At 73.3% G+C, this 16572-nt stretch carries 12 protein-coding genes; 7 read left to right on the plus strand and 5 right to left on the minus strand.

The features are described 5' to 3' along the window. Window positions 1-187 precede the first annotated feature (187 nt). On the plus strand, window positions 188-1039 hold the full coding sequence (locus tag BCD49_RS18745) for a siderophore-interacting protein (protein ID WP_007510533.1): 852 nt from the start codon (window positions 188-190) through the stop codon (window positions 1037-1039). 131 nt (window positions 1040-1170) lie between these two features. Here the strand turns inward: BCD49_RS18745 and BCD49_RS18750 are convergent, their stop codons facing one another. Further along, window positions 1171-1740 (minus strand): TetR/AcrR family transcriptional regulator, encoded by a 570-nt coding sequence (locus BCD49_RS18750; RefSeq protein ID WP_007510535.1) that lies wholly within the window; start codon window positions 1738-1740, stop codon window positions 1171-1173. 123 nt (window positions 1741-1863) lie between these two features. On the opposite strand from BCD49_RS18750, the gene BCD49_RS18755 reads away from it, so the two are divergent. Further along, a complete protein-coding gene (locus tag BCD49_RS18755; RefSeq protein ID WP_007510537.1) occupies window positions 1864-2838 on the plus strand; it encodes an alpha/beta fold hydrolase in 975 nt (324 codons plus the stop codon). 170 nt (window positions 2839-3008) lie between these two features. Beyond that, window positions 3009-4430: a serine/threonine-protein kinase gene (locus BCD49_RS18760; protein WP_241832355.1), complete on the plus strand. Its 1422-nt coding sequence runs from the start codon at window positions 3009-3011 to the stop codon at window positions 4428-4430. A gap of 121 nt (window positions 4431-4551) precedes the next feature. Here the strand turns inward: BCD49_RS18760 and BCD49_RS18765 are convergent, their stop codons facing one another. Continuing rightward, entirely contained in the window at window positions 4552-5220 is a 669-nt protein-coding gene (locus tag BCD49_RS18765; protein ID WP_007510541.1) for an NAD(P)-dependent oxidoreductase, read from the minus strand. A gap of 71 nt (window positions 5221-5291) precedes the next feature. Between BCD49_RS18765 and sigJ the strand changes: the two genes are divergently transcribed. Next, a complete protein-coding gene (sigJ, locus tag BCD49_RS18770) occupies window positions 5292-6182 on the plus strand; it encodes an RNA polymerase sigma factor SigJ (protein WP_007510542.1) in 891 nt (296 codons plus the stop codon). Between the two features lie 142 nt (window positions 6183-6324). Here the strand turns inward: sigJ and BCD49_RS18775 are convergent, their stop codons facing one another. Continuing rightward, a complete protein-coding gene (locus tag BCD49_RS18775; protein WP_232794386.1) occupies window positions 6325-6882 on the minus strand; it encodes a CAP domain-containing protein in 558 nt (185 codons plus the stop codon). 380 nt (window positions 6883-7262) lie between these two features. Here BCD49_RS18775 and BCD49_RS18780 point away from each other — a divergent pair, with 380 nt between their 5' ends. Together BCD49_RS18780 and BCD49_RS18785 are read left to right on the plus strand one after the other, a co-directional pair. Then, window positions 7263-9689, plus strand: a complete 2427-nt coding sequence (locus tag BCD49_RS18780) for a WD40 repeat domain-containing serine/threonine protein kinase (RefSeq protein WP_071041732.1) — start codon at window positions 7263-7265, stop codon at window positions 9687-9689. Between the two features lie 205 nt (window positions 9690-9894). Continuing rightward, window positions 9895-12279 carry a WD40 repeat domain-containing serine/threonine protein kinase gene (locus BCD49_RS18785; RefSeq protein ID WP_083401547.1) on the plus strand — a complete coding sequence of 795 codons (2385 nt, stop codon included), beginning with the start codon at window positions 9895-9897 and terminating at the stop codon, window positions 12277-12279. Between the two features lie 27 nt (window positions 12280-12306). Here the strand turns inward: BCD49_RS18785 and BCD49_RS18790 are convergent, their stop codons facing one another. Next, entirely contained in the window at window positions 12307-13422 is a 1116-nt protein-coding gene (locus BCD49_RS18790; RefSeq protein ID WP_007510550.1) for a sulfite oxidase, read from the minus strand. A gap of 187 nt (window positions 13423-13609) precedes the next feature. On the opposite strand from BCD49_RS18790, the gene BCD49_RS18795 reads away from it, so the two are divergent. Continuing rightward, window positions 13610-15229: a SulP family inorganic anion transporter gene (locus BCD49_RS18795; protein ID WP_007510552.1), complete on the plus strand. Its 1620-nt coding sequence runs from the start codon at window positions 13610-13612 to the stop codon at window positions 15227-15229. A 130-nt stretch (window positions 15230-15359) separates the two neighbouring features. Here the strand turns inward: BCD49_RS18795 and BCD49_RS18800 are convergent, their stop codons facing one another. Next, a complete protein-coding gene (locus BCD49_RS18800; RefSeq protein WP_071041750.1) occupies window positions 15360-16463 on the minus strand; it encodes an NAD-dependent epimerase/dehydratase family protein in 1104 nt (367 codons plus the stop codon). Window positions 16464-16572 lie beyond the last annotated feature (109 nt).

The raw sequence follows: 16572 nt of genomic DNA on the forward strand, positions 1-16572 counted from the left end.
GCGCCTGGACCGGTAACGGCGAACGGCCCGCCGCGCACACCTCCGGACGCGCGCCGACCGCACCGCCCCCGGCGCCGCTGAGCCGCTCCTCACAGGACATCGCTCGGCCTCTCCCGTGACCGCATTCGCGATATATCGTGAGCATGTCGTCTGTTGAGGACTGGCGGCTGAGCGATGGAGGTCGTCCATGGTGACGCAAGGAAGCGGGCCAAGCGGAAGCGGCGAGACCAGGCGCGCGGGGCCGCCTGGCCCGGGGCGGCGGCGCCCGCCGCCGCGACCTGTCGAGGTGGTGGGCGTCGAGCGCCTGGCGCCGTGGCTCCTGTCGGTGTCGCTCGGTGGCGACGCCCTGGCGGGGTTCGCGGTCGAGGCGCCCACCGCGCACATCAAGGTGCTCATCCCGCCGCCTGGTGAGGCCCTGGTGCTGCCCACTCCCGGGTCGGACGGGCTCGTCTGGCCGGCGGACGCTCCGCGACCGGTGCTGCGCACCTACACTCCGCGCCGGTTCGACCCGGCCACCGGCACGCTCGAGGTGCAGTTCGCCCTGCACGGCCCCGGGCCCGCCGCGTCCTGGGCCGAGGGGGCCAAGGCGGGCGACCGGGTGGCCGTCGCCGGCCCAGGCGGGCGGTTCCAGCTCGACCCGGGAGCGGAGCGCTGGTGGATCGCCGGCGACGAGAGCGCGGTTCCGGCGGTCGCGACCCTGCTGGAGGCGCTTGCGCCCACGGCCCAGGTCGAGGTGCATCTCGAGATAGCGGCCGACGCCGACGTGATCCCGTTGCCAGGCCCGGCGCGGACGTCCGTCACCTGGCACCAGCGGCGGGACGCGACGGCATACGGCGCCGAACTGGTCGAGGCCGCGGCCAGCTCCGCCTTCACCGCGGGCACCCATGCCTGGGCCGCCTGCGAGACGGGAGCCGTCCGCACCATCCGCCGGCACCTACTGACCGAGAAGGGCGTCCCAGCCAGCGCCCTGACGACCCGCGGCTACTGGCGGCTCGGAACCACGAACCATCCCGACCACGACTACGGGGACGACGGCTGACGGACGGGCCGGCGGCTGACGGCCGGCGGGCTGACGGGCTGACGGGACCGGCTGCGGCCGCCGCGGGCGGACGGATGGCCCGCGGCGGGGCGACCGGCCTTGGGGCCTGTGTTCTTCGGTAAGGCGGCCGGTCACCGCGGGTGGAGATCGTCGGACTGGGCGGCGAGATCCTCGGCGCGTGGGGCGTGCGCAGGGTCCATGAGGTGCTGGGCGACCACGCCGGTGAGCARCGCCTGGTAGAACGCACCCACGCGTCGCGCCCGCTCCGGCTCCGCCACCGGGTCTATCCCGTCGAACAGCGCCGCCAGTCCTTCGCGCGCGGCGACCTGCGCGCCGGCGAAGTGCTCCGCCAGGTCGGGCCTGCGGCGTATCTCGGTGACGAGCTCGAACTGCACGGCCCACAGCGCCGGGTTGGCGTGCGCTGACGCGATGACGCGGCCCCAGATCGCCGCGCGCCGCGCCTCGGGCGGCAGCGCGGCGTCGTCGCCGTCGACCAGCGCGTGTTCGAACTCCTCACTCCACCGCTGGACCGCCTGGAGCAGGGCGGTGCTCAGCAGCGCCTCGGTCGAGCCGAAGTGGTAGCCGATGGCGGCGAGGCTCACCCCCGCGGCCGAGGCGATGTCCCGTGCCGTCGTCCGGGCGTAGCCCTTCTCGAAGAGGCAGGCGAGCGCTCCGTCCAGCAGCTTCTCCCGGTTGCCCACGCACTCACCCTACGTCTGAGACGAACGTCTGGCACATATGTATTGCACGAATGTCTTGTACATCTGTGCAAGACGGTCGTACAGTTGGTGGCGCGGGGACATCGGCGACCGGAGGAGGAAACGATGCGGAGCCAGGTGACCGGTTCTCAGGTGGTGGCGGTGCGGGACGACCACTACGCCACGATCAACGGTGTCGAGCAGTGGCTGCAGATCCGCGGCGAGGACCGGTCCAATCCGGTGCTGCTGGTGGTCCATGGCGGCCCGGGCTCGCCCTACTCCGTGTTCACTCCGGTGCTGCGGGACTGGGAGCGGACGTTCACGGTGGTCCACTGGGACCGTCGCGGCTGCGGGCGGACCAGGCGCCGCGGCGGCGCGCCGAAACGGGCGGAGCTCACGGAACTGACGTTCGAGCAGCAGGTGGCGGACGGGATCGAGGTCGCCGAGCATCTGCGCCGGCGTCTCGACAAGGAGCAGATCGTCCTGATGGCCGGCTCGATGGGGACCATCCTCGGCCTGCCGATGGCGCTGCGGCGCCCCGACCTGTTCTCGGCGTACGTCGGCACCGATCTCTACGTGGACATGGTCGCCAACGAGCGCCTCGGGTGGCGGGACACCCATGAGCGGCTGCAGGCGGCGGGCAACCGCCGCGGCGTCGCCGCGCTGGAGCGGATCGGCGACGACCCGGCCCGCTGGACGGTGAAGCAGTGGGGTACCCGGATGCAGTGGTCGATGGCGACCGACCCGGCCAGCCCCAACGTGATCTTCAAGCTGATCTTCCCGTTGTTGCTGCGCAACCCGGACTACTCGCTCGTCGACGCCTGGAACTGGCTGCGTGGATTCCGCGAGATACGCGACGCGATGTTCACGGAGTTCATGCGGTTCGACGCGCGCCTGGTCGGCACGTCGTTCGAGGTGCCCTTCTTTCTCATCCAGGGTGCCCAGGACGTGGTCACCCTGACGGCGCCAGCCGTCGCCTACTTCGAGCAGGTGCGGGCGCCGGCGAAGAAGCTGATCCTCATCGACGGCGCCGGCCACTTCTGCGCCTGCACCCGGCCGGCCGCGTTCCTGGACGCGCTGACAGGTGTCCTCGCCACCTGATCTCCCGGGGTGCGGCCATCGGCGCGCCGATCGACCGGACCGCCGCGCCGCCAGCGCCGAGGCGTCCGTCATCCGGTCGAGCGAAGAGGGCGCGCGGCGCGCCCGGTATAGACCTACCTGGGCCGGTATAGCGTGATCGGCGAGAACCGGTCACCGCGTGGAGTTACTCCGTGATTGATGGCTACAGTTCGTTCGAGCGGGTCGGGGGCGGTGGGTTCAGTACCGTCTACCGCGCCTACCAGGAGGTCTTCGACCGGCAGGTCGCGGTCAAGGTCCTGCATGCCGACCTGCACGACGACGACGCGCGGCRCCGGTTCCTGCGCGAGTGCCGCGCGACGGGCCGGCTGACCGGGCATCCCCATATCGTCACCGTGTTCGACGCCGGCACCACCAGGGAGAACCGGCCGTATCTCGCGATGGAGTACTTTCCCGGCGGCTCGCTCGGCGACTCCCTGCGGGCGCGGGGACCGCTGCCGGTCGCGACCGCGGCCAGCCTGATGCTCCCGATCGCCGACGCGCTCGCGACCGCCCACCAGGCAGGCATCCTGCACCGAGACCTGAAGCCGGCCAACATCCTGCTGCGCGGCCCCGCCGACCCGGTCCTGTCTGATTTCGGCATCGCGGGCGTGTTCGACGCGGAGAGCGCCGCCACGATGTCGACGGCCTACACCCCTGGCTACGCGGCGCCCGAGGTGTTGTCCGGCGACCAGCTCGGTCCGGCCGTCGACCTGTTCGCCTTCGGCGCCACCCTGTTCGCCCTGCTCACGGCCGGCCCGCCCTTTCCGGGAAAGCTGGTCTTCCAGGTCCTGCCGCGCATCCTCGCCGGCGACATGGCACCCCTCGACAGTCCGGATCTGCCGCCGGACGGCGCGGCGCTCGTGCGCTCGCTGCTGGCCGCCGATCCTCGCCAGCGCCCGAGCTGGGAGGAGGTCTCCGCTCGGCTGGTCCCGCTGACCGGGATCGACGGATCCGGCGGCGCGGCGGTCGCGGGCCGGGTGCCACTGGCCGATCCGTCCGGCCCGAGGCCGACTCGACCGGAGGTGGATCCGTCGGGAGTGGATCCGTCGGCCGCGGGCTGGACGGGCGGAGCCACCCGCCGGCGCGCGCTTTCCCTCGTCCTGCCAGCCGTCGCCGTCGCGGCGCTCGCGGCGTTGGTCGCCGTCCTGGTGATGCGGCCATGGACGGACGGCGGCGACGTACCGGCCGGCGGGGGCGTGACCGACAGCCCGGCCGAGGCGGCGGCCAAGAACGGCGGGAACGGGCCATCGGCGGCAACCGCGTCGCCGCCCACGTCGCCGTCCGCGTCACCACCCGCGACGGCGTCCGCCGGCGAGGCCTGCGCGCGGTCGGCGGTGACGACCATCGACTACCTGGGCCGGAGCTGGACCAGCCGCTACGGTCTGCCAGAGCATTGCCGGCTCGGCGGTCTACGCGAACGTCAGCACCAGCGACGGGCCGCTCGACGACTCCGGCTATATGAATGCCGCCAGCCAGGCGTGGGTGATCTGCCAGTACCAGGGCCGCGCCAACCCGACGATCCAGGGCGACACCAACACCTGGTGGCTTTACACCAAGGGCGACGTCGCCCGTGACAACGCCTTCGGCTACACGCGCGCCTGGGGGTACCTGCCAGCCACCGCCGCCGCCCAGGGCGGCCGGAACCAGGCGATCCCCGGCGTCCCGACCTGCGGCGGCTACCTGTGACCGGCGGGCTCAGTCGGCGACGCCGATGGTGTGCCTGATCGTGTGCGGCTCGTCGAGGGCGCCCAGCATGCAGTGCGCCACGTCGGCCCGAGAGATGGAGACGCCGCCGCGCAGGTTCTGGTCGAGGGCGGTGCGATAGGCGGTGGTCGACGGGCCGTCGGTCAGCCGCGGCGGCCGGACGACGGTCCAGTCCAGGTCGCTGTCGCGCAGTACTTCCTCCATCCGGGCGAGGTCGGCGTAGTGCGCGCGCAGGACGGTCCTGATGCCGGGGGAGAGCAGGAAACGGGTGAAGAAACCGTCGCCGGGGTCGTGCCGGGGCGGGCGCGGCCGGCCCGGCGACGGGACCTGGCCGATCGGCGCCGCGCTGACGACGACGACGCGCCGGACGCCGCTCGCGCGCATCGCCGAGGCGATCGCCGTCGTGCCCCGCCAGGCGACCCCGGCGTCCTTCTTCCCCCGGGCGCCGAGACCGGACAGGATCGCGTCCGCGCCGGCGAGCGCGTCCGCCAGCGTCGCGGGATCGGCCGTCGCGAGATCGGCGGCGACGACCCGCGCCGGGACCGGCGGCAGCGCGTCCGGGCGGCGCACGACGGCGGTCACCTCGTGGCCGGCGGCCGCCGCCTGCGCGAGGAGATGCCGTCCGATGCCACCGGTCGCTGCGAAGATCGCTAGTTTCATCGTCACTCCCAGACGTGTCAGCTCCGCCCATCGCGGTTCGTCATCGGTATGACGGATCCAGAGGGGGAACCATGACCGACGGCGGCGGCGACCCGCTCACCGAACAGTTCGAGACCCATCGGCCACGCCTGCGGGCGGTTGCCTACCGCATGCTGGGTTCCCTCAGCGAGGCGGACGACGCGGTGCAGGACGCGTGGCTACGGCTCACCCGCGCCGACCGCGCGGACGTGGCGAACCTGCCCGGCTGGCTGACGACGGTGGTGGCGCGGATCTGCCTGGACATGCTCCGGGCGCGCCGGGCCCGGCGGGAGGACCAGTTCGGGGTCCACCTGCCCGAGCCCCTGGTGAGCCGCGAGGACACCACCGACCCCGAGCAGGAGGTGCTGCTCGCCGACGCCGTCGGGCTCGCGCTGCTGGTGGTGCTCGACACGCTGACCCCCGCCGAGCGCATCGCGTTCGTGCTGCACGACCTGTTCGGGGTGCCGTTCGACGAGGTCGGCCGGGTGGTCCAGCGCTCACCTGCCGCCGCGACGCAGCTCGCCAGCCGCGCCCGGCGCCGGGTGCGGGGCGCCGGCGCGGCCTCGGACGTCGACCGCGCCCGGCAGCGGGAGCTCGTCGACGCGTTCCAGGCCGCGGCGCGCGACGGCGACCTCGACCGCCTGCTCGCCGTGCTGGACCCGGAGGTCGTGCTGCGCGCCGACGGCGGTAACCGGCTGGGTGCGTCGGGCGAGGTTCGCGGCGCTCGGGCGGTCGCCGCCCAGGTGTCGACGTTCGCGCCGATGGCTCCGTTCGGGCGCCCGGCGCTGGTCAACGGAGCCCCGGGAATCGTGGTCGTCCCGACCGGCATGACGCCGTCCGCGATCCTCGGTTTCGTGGTGCGTGCTGGCAGGATCACCGAGATCGACGTGTTCGCCGACCCCGACCGGCTGCGGAGGCTGGACCTGACAGCGCTTCTCCGCTGACCCGGCTGGCGTGACCCGGCCCGGGTGACTCGGCCGGCGTCACCCGCTGGCGCCGTTCCTCGGCGACCGCCCCGGTCGCGAACACGGGCGGCCGTCGAGGAACGGCGTGGGTGACGTCAGCGGTCGCCGACGAAGTCCGGCGTCAGAGGCGGCCGAAGTCCTGCGTCCAGTAGAAGCGGTAGGAGCCGCCCTCGGCGTAGCCAACGCCGATGTGGGTGTACGAGCAGTTGAGGATGTTCGCGCGGTGCCCCTCGCTGTTCATCCACATCTCGACGGTCTGCGCCGGCGTGGTCCCGCCGGCCGCGATGTTCTCCGCGATGGAGGTGCCCGGGAAGCCGGTCGCGCGGATCCGGTCGGCGAACGAGCGGCCGTCGAGGCTCGTGTGGCTGAAGTAGTTCTTCTGGGCCATGTCCGCCGTGTGCGCCTGTGCCGCGCTGGTGAGGCGGGCGTCGACGGCGAGCGGCTTGCACCCGGCCTTGGCCCGTTCGACGTTGGTGAGCCGGACGACCTCGTCGGCCTTCGTGCCAGTGGCGGGCGGGGGTGGCGGGGCGGCGGGTGACGTCGTCGCCGGTCGGGTCGTCGGCGGCCGGGTGGTGGGGACCGTCCTCGGCGGGGTCGTCGTCGGTGCCGGCGGGGCGGCGGGCGACGTGGCCGGCGGCGTCGGGGCGGACGAGGGTGAGCTCGTGGGGGACAGGCTCACGGCCGGTGATGAGGTCGCCGGGCTCGCGGTGGCCGTCGGGCGGGGGTTTCCACCGCCGGATGGGGGCGGGAACGAACCCGGCTTGCAGGAGGCAAGAACCGCGGCCAAGCCGACGGCGGCCGCAAGGCCGGTAAAGGTTCTGGAGACAGAGGCCATGAGAACACTCCCTCGGGCACCCCTCCCCAGGAACAGGAGTAACAGTAGCAAACCGGGTGGCGGGGACATTAGGCCCCTCTGGCACACCCGAGGTGGCGGTGGCGAGTTTCCAACTCCGTCGACGTCTGGTCGGTGTCCTGCGACGATGTTCCTAACGCGGTGACACGGGGGGACACGTTGGTCACGAATCCGGAGGCGGGCGGGGCGGCGCGGCGGCGGTCGCGATGACCCTGGACACGCCGGGGGGCACCGCTGGCGTGCCCCTGCTGGCCACTGACCCACGTCAGGTCGGCTCGTACACGCTGCTGCGGCGGCTKGGCCGCGGCGGTATGGGTGTGGTCTATTACGGCCGAAGCCACGAAGGACGCCTGGTCGCCGTGAAGGTGATCCGCCCGGAGGTCGCCGCCGACCGGGAGTTCCGGGCGCGGTTCCGCCATGAGGTCGCCAACGCGCGCAGGGTGCGGGGATTCTGCACGGCGGAGGTCCTTGATGCCGATACGGATGGCGAGCTGGCCTACCTGGTCACCGACTACGTCCAGGGCCCGACGCTCGCCCAGGCGATCAGGGAGCGCGGGCCGCTCGCCCGTGCCGACCTCGAACAGCTGGCGATCAACATGGCGACGGCGCTGACGGTCATCCACAGCGCCGGTGTGATCCATCGGGATCTCAAGCCGGAGAACGTCCTGCTCTCTCCGACGGGTGCGCGGGTCATCGACTTCGGAATTGCCCGCGCGCTCGACGCGGCGACGGCGCTGTCCCGGGAGATCCGGCGTATCGGCACGCCGGCGTTCATGGCGCCGGAGCAGGTCGCGGGCACCGATCTGACGCCGGCCGCCGACATCTTCGCCTGGGGCGGTGTCGTCRTGCATGCCGGTACGGGTCGCCTTCCGTTCGGGGACGGCCCCACGGATGTGATCTTCTACCGCATCGAGACGAAGCCGCCCGACCTGTCCGGCCTGCCCATGCCGCTGCGGGACATCGTGGCCGTGGCCATGCGCAAGGATCCGGCGGTCCGGCCGACGGCCGGCGAGCTCTACGGCATGCTGCTCGGGGCCTCGGTGCCCGCCGCGCCGGAGCCGCCTGAGTCGTCCGCGGACGACGAGCCCAAGACCACGGTCATCTCGGCCCTTCCCGGCCTACCACCGTGGACCATCCCGCCCTGGGCCCCGCCGGTGCCTTCTGGCGTCTCGGTGCCTCCAGCTGCTCCGACAGCTGGTCCGATCTCTCCAGGCGGTCCGATCCGCCCAGCCGGTTGGGTCTCTCCGGCCAGGGACAGCCGACCCGGCGCTGTGAGTCATCCTCCGCCTACCGGACCTCCTGGCGCCGGCACGCCACCGCGGCGCCGGCGCGGCCGGACGCTGGTCGCGGCGGGCGTCGCCCTCGCCGTGGCCGCGGCGCTCACGACCGTCGTGCTGTTGAGCCGCGGGGGAGGCGCGGGCGGGGCGCCGACCGAGGACCTGTCGACGGGCTCTCGGACGCTCGCCGCGCAGGCCACGGCGGCCGAACCGACCGACCGTGGGCTGTCGCTCCGGCTGGCGACGGCGGCCTACCGGCTGGCGCCGACGTCCGAGGCCCACGCGGCGCTGCTGGCCGCCGTGGACGGCAGACTGACCACGCTGGCGGTCCTCACCGGTCACACCAACAACGTCATCTACACGGCGTTCAGCCCGGACGGGAAGATTCTCGCGACCACCAGTGACGACGGAACCGCCCGGTTGTGGGATCTCACCGGTCCCGGCCAACCGACGACGATCGCCACGCTGACCGCGCACACCGGCGAGGTCAACGGAGTGGCCTTCAGCCCGGACGGCAAGGTGCTCGCCACCGCCAGCGGCGACCACACGATCCGGCTGTGGGACGTCACCACCCCGCGCCAGCCGGTGTCGCTGGCCACCCTCACCGGCCACACCGAGGCCGTGTTCGGTATCAAGTTCAGCCCGGACGGCCGGCTGCTGGCGAGTAGCGGCAGCCTCGACCACACGGCCCGGCTGTGGGATGTGACCAATCCGCGTCAGCCGACGCCGCTGGCGACGATCAGCGGTCACGACGGTGCCGTCTGGGGCGTCGCGTTCAGCCCGGACGGCAGGACCCTTGCCACGGCGGCCACCGACCAGAAGGCCCGGCTGTGGGACCTGACCGACCCGCGCAGCCCAGCRCTGCTCGCGACGCTCACCGGCCACACCGACTTCGTCCTGGACCTGGCGTTCAGTCCGGACGGTAGGACGCTCGCGACCACCAGCGGCGATCGGACCATCCGCCTGTGGGACGTCACGAACCTCCGGAAGCCGGTGTCGGTGGCGACCCTTACCGGTCATACCAACGCGCTCTACGGGGTGGCCTTCAGCCCGGACGGTAGGACGCTCGCGACCACCAGCCGTGACCAGACCGCCCGGCTGTGGGACGTCGCCAACCCTCGGCAGCCGCGGCCGCTGGCCGTCCTCGCCGGCCATGACGATCACGTCTATGGGGTGGCGTTCAGCCCGGACGGCAGGCATCTGGCCACCACCAGCGCGGACCGGACCGCGCGCCTGTGGACGGTCGACCCGGCCGAGCTTGCCCAGCGTGCCTGCGCCGACCCGACCGACCGCCTCACCGAGGCGGAATGGACCCGCTACCTCCCGAACCTGCCCTACCGCGCCACCTGCTCCTGAGACCGCCGCCGACAGGCACTCCTCGTCGCGATCGACCTGTCGCCGGTCAGTACTGGGATGGCCGGCCAGCACTGGGATGTCAGTAAGTTTCCACCCTCGCCGGGAGTCCGCCGATTCCTGCCAGCATGTCCGCGTAGCGAGCTACGCAGGGAGACAAGGTGGGCACGAGTCCGGACGCGGACGGCGCGGCGCGGCGGCGGTCGCGGTGACCCTGGACACGCCGGGGAGCGGCACGGCTGGCGCGCCCCTGACCGAGACCGACCCGCGCCAGGTCGGCTCCTACACCCTGCTTCGCCGGCTGGGCCGCGGCGGGATGGGAGTGGTCTACTACGGCCTCAGCCMGCAGGGACGCCCGGTCGCGGTGAAGGTGATCCGTCCCGAGGTCGCCGCCGACCGCGAGTTCCGAGCCCGGTTCCGCCACGAGGTGGCGAACGCCCGCCGAGTCCGGGGATTCTGCACAGCCGAGGTTCTCGACGCCGACCCGGACGGCGAGCTGGCCTACCTGGTCACCGACTACGTCCAGGGCCCGACGCTCGCCCAGGCGATCAGGGAGCGCGGGCCGCTCGCCCGTGCAGACCTGGAGCAGCTGGCGATCAGCGTGGCTACGGCGCTGACGGTCATCCACAGCGCCGGTGTGGTCCACCGGGATCTCAAGCCGGAGAACGTCCTGCTCTCGTCGACCGGCGCGCGGGTCATCGACTTCGGGATCGCCCGTGCGCTCGACGCGGCCACCGCCCTGTCCCGGGAGATCAGGCGCGTCGGCACCCCCGCGTTCATGGCGCCGGAACAGGTCGCGGGCACGGACCTGACGCCGGCCGCCGACATCTTCGCCTGGGGCGGCATCGTCGTGCATGCCGGCACCGGCCGCCTGCCCTTCGGGGACGGTCCCACGGATGTGATCTTCTACCGTATCGAGACGAAGCCGCCCGACCTGTCCGGCCTGCCCACGCCGCTGCGGGACATCGTCGAGATGGCGATGCGCAAGGACCCGGCGGTCCGGCCGACGGCCGCCGAGCTCTACGGCATGCTGTTGGGCTCGTCGGTGCCCGTCGTGCCGGAGCGCGCCGCGCCGCGACTTCCAGGGGACGCCGAACCCGAGGCCACCCTCATCTCGGCCGTACCGCGGACACCGCCGCCGACCATCCCGCCACTCACCATGTCGGTCCCGCCGGGTGGCTCGGTCCCGCCGGGTGGCTCGGTCCCTCCGGCCGGCCGGCCCGAGGGCGCGCAGGCACCCGCGGGTACCGATCGGCACGGCATCGTCCCGTGGGGCCGCCGGCGACGCCGCGGCCGGATGCTGGTCGCGGCGGGCCTCGCCCTTGCCGTGGCCGCGGCGGTCACGACCGTCGCCCTGCTCAACCGTTCGGGCGACGGAAACAGCCCGTCGACCGAGAACCTGGCCGCCGGCTCCCGGGCACTCGCCGCGCAGGCCACGGCGGCCGAACCGACCGACCGCGGGCTGTCGCTCCGGCTGGCGACGGCCGCCTACCGGCTGGCCCCGACCCAGGAGGCCCGCGCGGCGCTCCTGGCCGCCGCCGACACCCCGCTCGCCACCCTGTCGGTCCTCACCGGCCACACCGACAACGTCATCTACACGGCGTTCAGCCCCGACGGCAAGGTGCTCGCCACCACCAGCGACGACCACACGGTCCGCCTGTGGGACGTGACCGACTCGGAGAAGCCGACCACGATCGCCACCCTCACCGGGCACACCGACGAGGTCAACGGGGTGGCGTTCAGCCCCGACGGGAAGACGATGGCCACCGGCAGCACCGACCACACGGCCCGCCTGTGGGATGTGACCAACCCGAGCCAGCCGGTGTCGCTCGCGACCATCACCGGCCACACCGCGAACGTGTACGGCGTCAGGTTCAGCCCGGACGGCCGGCTGCTGGCGAGCACGGGGGGCCTCGATCGCACGGCCCGCCTGTGGGATGTGACCAACCCGAGCCAGCCGACGCCGGTGTCGACCCTGACGGGCCACACCGGCGCCGTCTGGGGTGTCGCGTTCAGCCCGGACGGTAGGACCCTCGCCACGGCCGCCACCGACCAGAAAGCCCGGCTGTGGGACATCGCCGACCCTGCCAATCCGGTGCTGCTCGCTACCATCACCGGCCACACCGACTTCGTCCTGGACCTGGCGTTCAGCCCGGATGGCAAGGTCCTCGTCACCACCAGCGGTGATCGGACCATCCGGCTGTGGGATCTCACCAACCTCCGGAAGCCGGCGCCGCTGTCCACCCTCACCGGCCACACCAACGCGCTCTACGGGGTGGCATACAGCCCGGACGGCAAGACGTTGGCGACGACCAGCCGCGACCAGACCGCCCGGTTGTGGGACGTAGCCAACCCCCGCCAGCCCCGGCCGCTGGCGACCCTCGCCGGTCACGACGACCACGTCTACGGGGTGGCGTTCAGCCCCGACGGCAGGCACCTCGCCACCACCAGCGCCGACCGGACCGTCCGGCTGTGGACCGTCGACCCCGCAGAGCTCGCCCAGCGTGCCTGCGCCATCCCGACCGACCGCCTCACCGAAGCGGAGTGGACCCGCTACCTCCCGAACCTGCCCTACCGGGCCACCTGCGCCTGAGGCCGCCGACGCGCCCTTCCGCTTCGGTCAGGCGGCTCGGCCGGTGACCCGTACCCGGGTCCAGGCGTTGTTGCCGTAGCCCTTCGGGTTCCACAGGGTCGCGGGCTGTTCCGGCTGCACGGTGGCGCTGGTGTCCCAGGCGCGCGCGACGATGTCCACCGGCCCGGGCGGGATCCGCACGGTCGTCTCCCACAGCCGCCAGGCCCAGGGGCTCGGCGCCGGGCCGAGGTCGGCCTGCCGCCAAGGGCTGGCACCGTTCGCGTCCGGGCCGGTGCCGGTGCCGGTGTCCCGGCCCGGTCCCGGCGTCTCCACCCGGACGTCGACGCGTGCCACGCCGCGGCCGTCCCCGGCGATGGCGTACCCGCTGATCCGGTTCGGCCCGGGCGGCAGCGTCTGGCCCTGCCCGGGGGTGAGGATCGCGGCGTTGACGGCGAGCGGCCCGAGGGACAACCCGGTGCCGGGCGCGTCCGCCGGGTCCGCGTCCGCCGGTAGCAGCCGGTAGGCGGTGGCCTGGAAGTAGTTGTCCGACGGCCGTTCCTGCACGTGGATGTGCTCGACCCACTTGACGCTGCGCGCGCCGATGTAGCCGGGCACCACCACCCGGACCGGGGCGCCGTGCGCCGGCGGCAGCGGTGCGCCGTCCATCTCCCACGCGAGCAGGACCTCGCCGGCCATCGCCTTCGACATCGGCACCGACCCGCCGAACGGCTGCGGAGGATCGGCGAGCTCGGAGACGTCCGCCGCGCCGAAGGCGACATGCGCCGCGTCGGGCCACGGCTCCGCCGAGGCCAGCACGTCGGCGAGGCTGACGCCGGTCCACCGTGCCGTGGAGACCACGCCCGGTCCCCACGGGACCTCGTCGGGGATGGGGCGGACGGCGGCCAGTTCGGCCCGGCGGTTGCCGGCGCACAGCAGCGTCGCCACCACCGTCCGCTCGGGGAAACGGGCACGAAGCTGCGCCAGGGAGAGCACCAGGGGACGGCGGACGACTCCGTCGACCCGCAGGCGCCACGAGTCCGGGTCGATCTGAAGGATCGGGCCGTGGTTGCGGCTGTAGAAGGTGTCCAGAGGCGTGACCGGTCTGTCGGCGAGCGCCGCCGCGGGAGGCTCCGCGTTGAACGGCTCCTCCTCGTAAACGATCATGTCAGCTCGCTTGTCCCATGCCGCCACGCGGGCCGGTGTGCCCGGATGTGTGATCGACAAACGGTCGACACTCGGCCACTGTGCGCCCACATCTTCGACACCACCAACCCAATCAACCTCGGAACGTAGCTTTATGGCTACGCGTTGTCGTGGGTGTCTGCAGCCGGCCTACGACTGGAGTCCGCACGTGCCTGACGAGATCTTTGCGCCCGACACGCGCGACCCGCGCGAGTCCCGATCACTGGCCAGCCCCGGCCGTCGCGACGCGCGTTCCCGCTGGCGCGTCGACGTCGAGGCGTCGCTGGTCGTCTTCCTCGTCGCGCTGCCGCTTTCACTGGGCATCGCCGTCGCCTCCGGGGCGCCGGTCGCCTCCGGCGTCATCGCCGCCGTCGTCGGGGGTGTCGTGGCGGGCGCGCTGGGCGGCGTGCCCCTGCAGGTCTCGGGCCCGGCGGCGGGCCTCATCTCCGTCGTCGCGACGGTCGTGGCCACCTATGGCTGGCGGGCCGCCTGTTTCGTGACCGCCGCCGCGGGCGTCCTGCAGGTGCTGCTCGGTGCCAGCCGGGTCGCCCGCGGCGTGCTCGCGATCTCCCCGGCCGTCGTGCAGGGGATGCTCGCGGGTATCGGGATCACGATCGTCGTCGGCCAGGTCCACGTCGTGCTCGGTGGTGCCGCGCGGTCCTCGGCGCTCGACAACATCGTCGAGCTCGGCCGCCAGTTCGGGACCGTCCACATCCCGGTGGCGGCCGTGCTCGGGCTGGCGACCGTCGTCCTGATGCTGGTGTGGCCGCGGCTGCCGCGCCCGCTCGCGAGCATTCCGGCGCCGCTCGCGGCGGTGACCCTCACGACCGTGGCGTCGCTCGCCTCCGACGTGCCCCGGGTCGGGCTGCCCCATGACATTCTCGGCTCGCTCGCGCTGCCGGAGCTGCCTGGCGGGTCGATGACGGGAATCGCGACCGCCGTCCTCACCGTCACGCTGATCGCGAGCATCGAGTCCCTGCTGTCCGCCGTCGCCGTGGACAACATGCACGGCGGTCCTCGCGGGAACCTGGACCGGGAGCTGGTCGCGCAGGGCGCCGCGAACACCGTGTCGGGGCTCGCGGGCGGGCTGCCGGTCACCGGCGTGATCGTCCGCAGCGCCACCAACGTCCGGGCCGGCGCCCGGACCCGCGCGTCGGCCATCCTGCACGGGCTGTGGATGGCCGCGTTCGCCCTGCTGCTCGCGCCGTTGCTGCGTCAGATCCCGCTCGCGGTCCTTGCCGGGCTGCTCGTCGTGATCGGCGTGAAGCTCGTAGACCTGGCCGGAGTCCGGGTCCTGTCCCGGCACGGGGACCTCGCCACCTACCTCGTCACGGCGGGCGGCGTCGTGGTCCTCAACCTCCTGGAAGGAGTGGCGCTCGGCGTGGGCGTCGCGGTGCTGCAGACGCTGCGGCGCGCGCTCGTCGCGCCCGTCCACGTGCACCCGCCGGCTGGCGCGGGCTCGCCGTGGCGGGTGGTCATCGAGGGAACGCTGGCCTTCCCGTCGCTGCCCCGGCTGGCCCGCCAGCTCGCCCGGCTGCCCGCCGCCGCGCCGGTCCAGCTCGACCTCGCGGTCGACTACCTCGACCACGCCGCCTACGAACTGCTCGACAGCTGGACCCGGGCCCGCCGCCACGACGGCGCGCGTGTCGTCATCAACGAGATCGGCACGCCCGTCCTCAGCCAGATCCGCGCGGGCCGCCCGCCGTCACGGCGGCTTCGAGCGGCCTCGGCCACCGCCAGCCCCGCCGCGACCTGCGCGGCCTGTTCAGCCCCGTTCGCGGAGGGCTAGGCCAAAGTCGCTCCCCCGGAAGATCGGCTGGCGCCGACCTCCCGGGGACCCCCGCGGCGATGATGGCGGAGCCTCGCGTGGCCGGAGGCCGTCAGACACGGCCTGGCGCCGCGCGGCCGAAACGGGTGCGTCACCGGCCGCGGTCGTCGACCAGCCCGGGTCGCTGTGGGTGGGGCATGGAGTGGGCCGGGGCCGCGGGGCGCTGCTCGACGGCGTCGCCCAGGCGGCGCAGCGCCGCCCGGTAGTGGGCGACGAGAGCATCCTCGGTGGCGTAGTCGAAGCGGTCGGTGAACGACGGGTTGGCGCCGGGTTCGAAGTCCGGCCGCTCGTCGTACCAGGCGAGCAGTTCCGCCATGGCCGCCACCGGGTCGACCGCGGGCTGGTAGCCGAGGACGTGGCGGGCCTTCTCCGTGCTGAGGACGCAGTGCTCAGCGGTGGTGCCGGCGAGCGGCAGGATCGAGGTGGTCGCCTCGATGGCGACGTCGCGTGGCAGCGCGACGATGTCGAGCTCCGCGCCCATCAGCCGCGCGACCAGCTGCGCCCAGTCGCGGAACGACCAGCTGACCGGGTCGCCGCAGTTGAAGRCCTGGCCGGCCGCGGCGGCCGGGCGGTCCACCGCCGCCAGGACGAACGCCGCGGCGTTGCGGACGGCGCAGCGGGTGTGCACCTGGATGCCGCCGTCGGGGAGGATCATGAACGGGCGCCGGTCCCGGATCCGGCGGACGACGGACCACTCGTGCGGCCGGGCGTTGTTGGGCCCGTACAGCATCGGGTAGCGCAGGACGGTGCCGCGCGGGTGCTCGGCGAAGACCGCCCGCTCGGCTTCCGCCAGCCGTCCGGAGAACCGGAGCGCCGGATCGTCGCTTGCCGGGTCGACGAGCGGGTCGTCCTCCTCGACCGGGATGGCCAGCCTCGAGCCCGGTCGGGGGAAGTAGCCGCGGTAGACGGGGACGCCCCCGACGCTGACGAACTGGTCGCAGCGTCCGCGCAGCGCGGGCGCGAGGTGCTGGACGCGGCCGTACATGGCGAGCACGGCGTCGAACGTCCGGGTGCCCAGCGCCTCGTCGATGGACTCGCGGAAGTGCGGGTCGCCGTGCAGGTGCTCGTGGTCGCGTGCCTCGGGCGGCTCGTGCGTGCCGCGATGGAAGATCGTGACCTCATGGCCGCGCTCGGCGAGCCCGCGCACCACGTGCGGGCCGGACGGGCCGGTACCACCGACGACCAGCACGCGCATGGCCGCGGACGCTACCAGCGCACCCGGCGACGGGGCCACTTCTGCTGAGCGGGCGCTTACTTACCACGCTCGACCGGCCGCGCGCCGACGAAACGCCGGCTGGCAGGCG

The sequence above is a fragment of the Pseudofrankia sp. EUN1h genome, assembly GCF_001854645.1.
GTDB lineage: Bacteria > Actinomycetota > Actinomycetes > Frankiales > Frankiaceae > Pseudofrankia > Pseudofrankia saprophytica.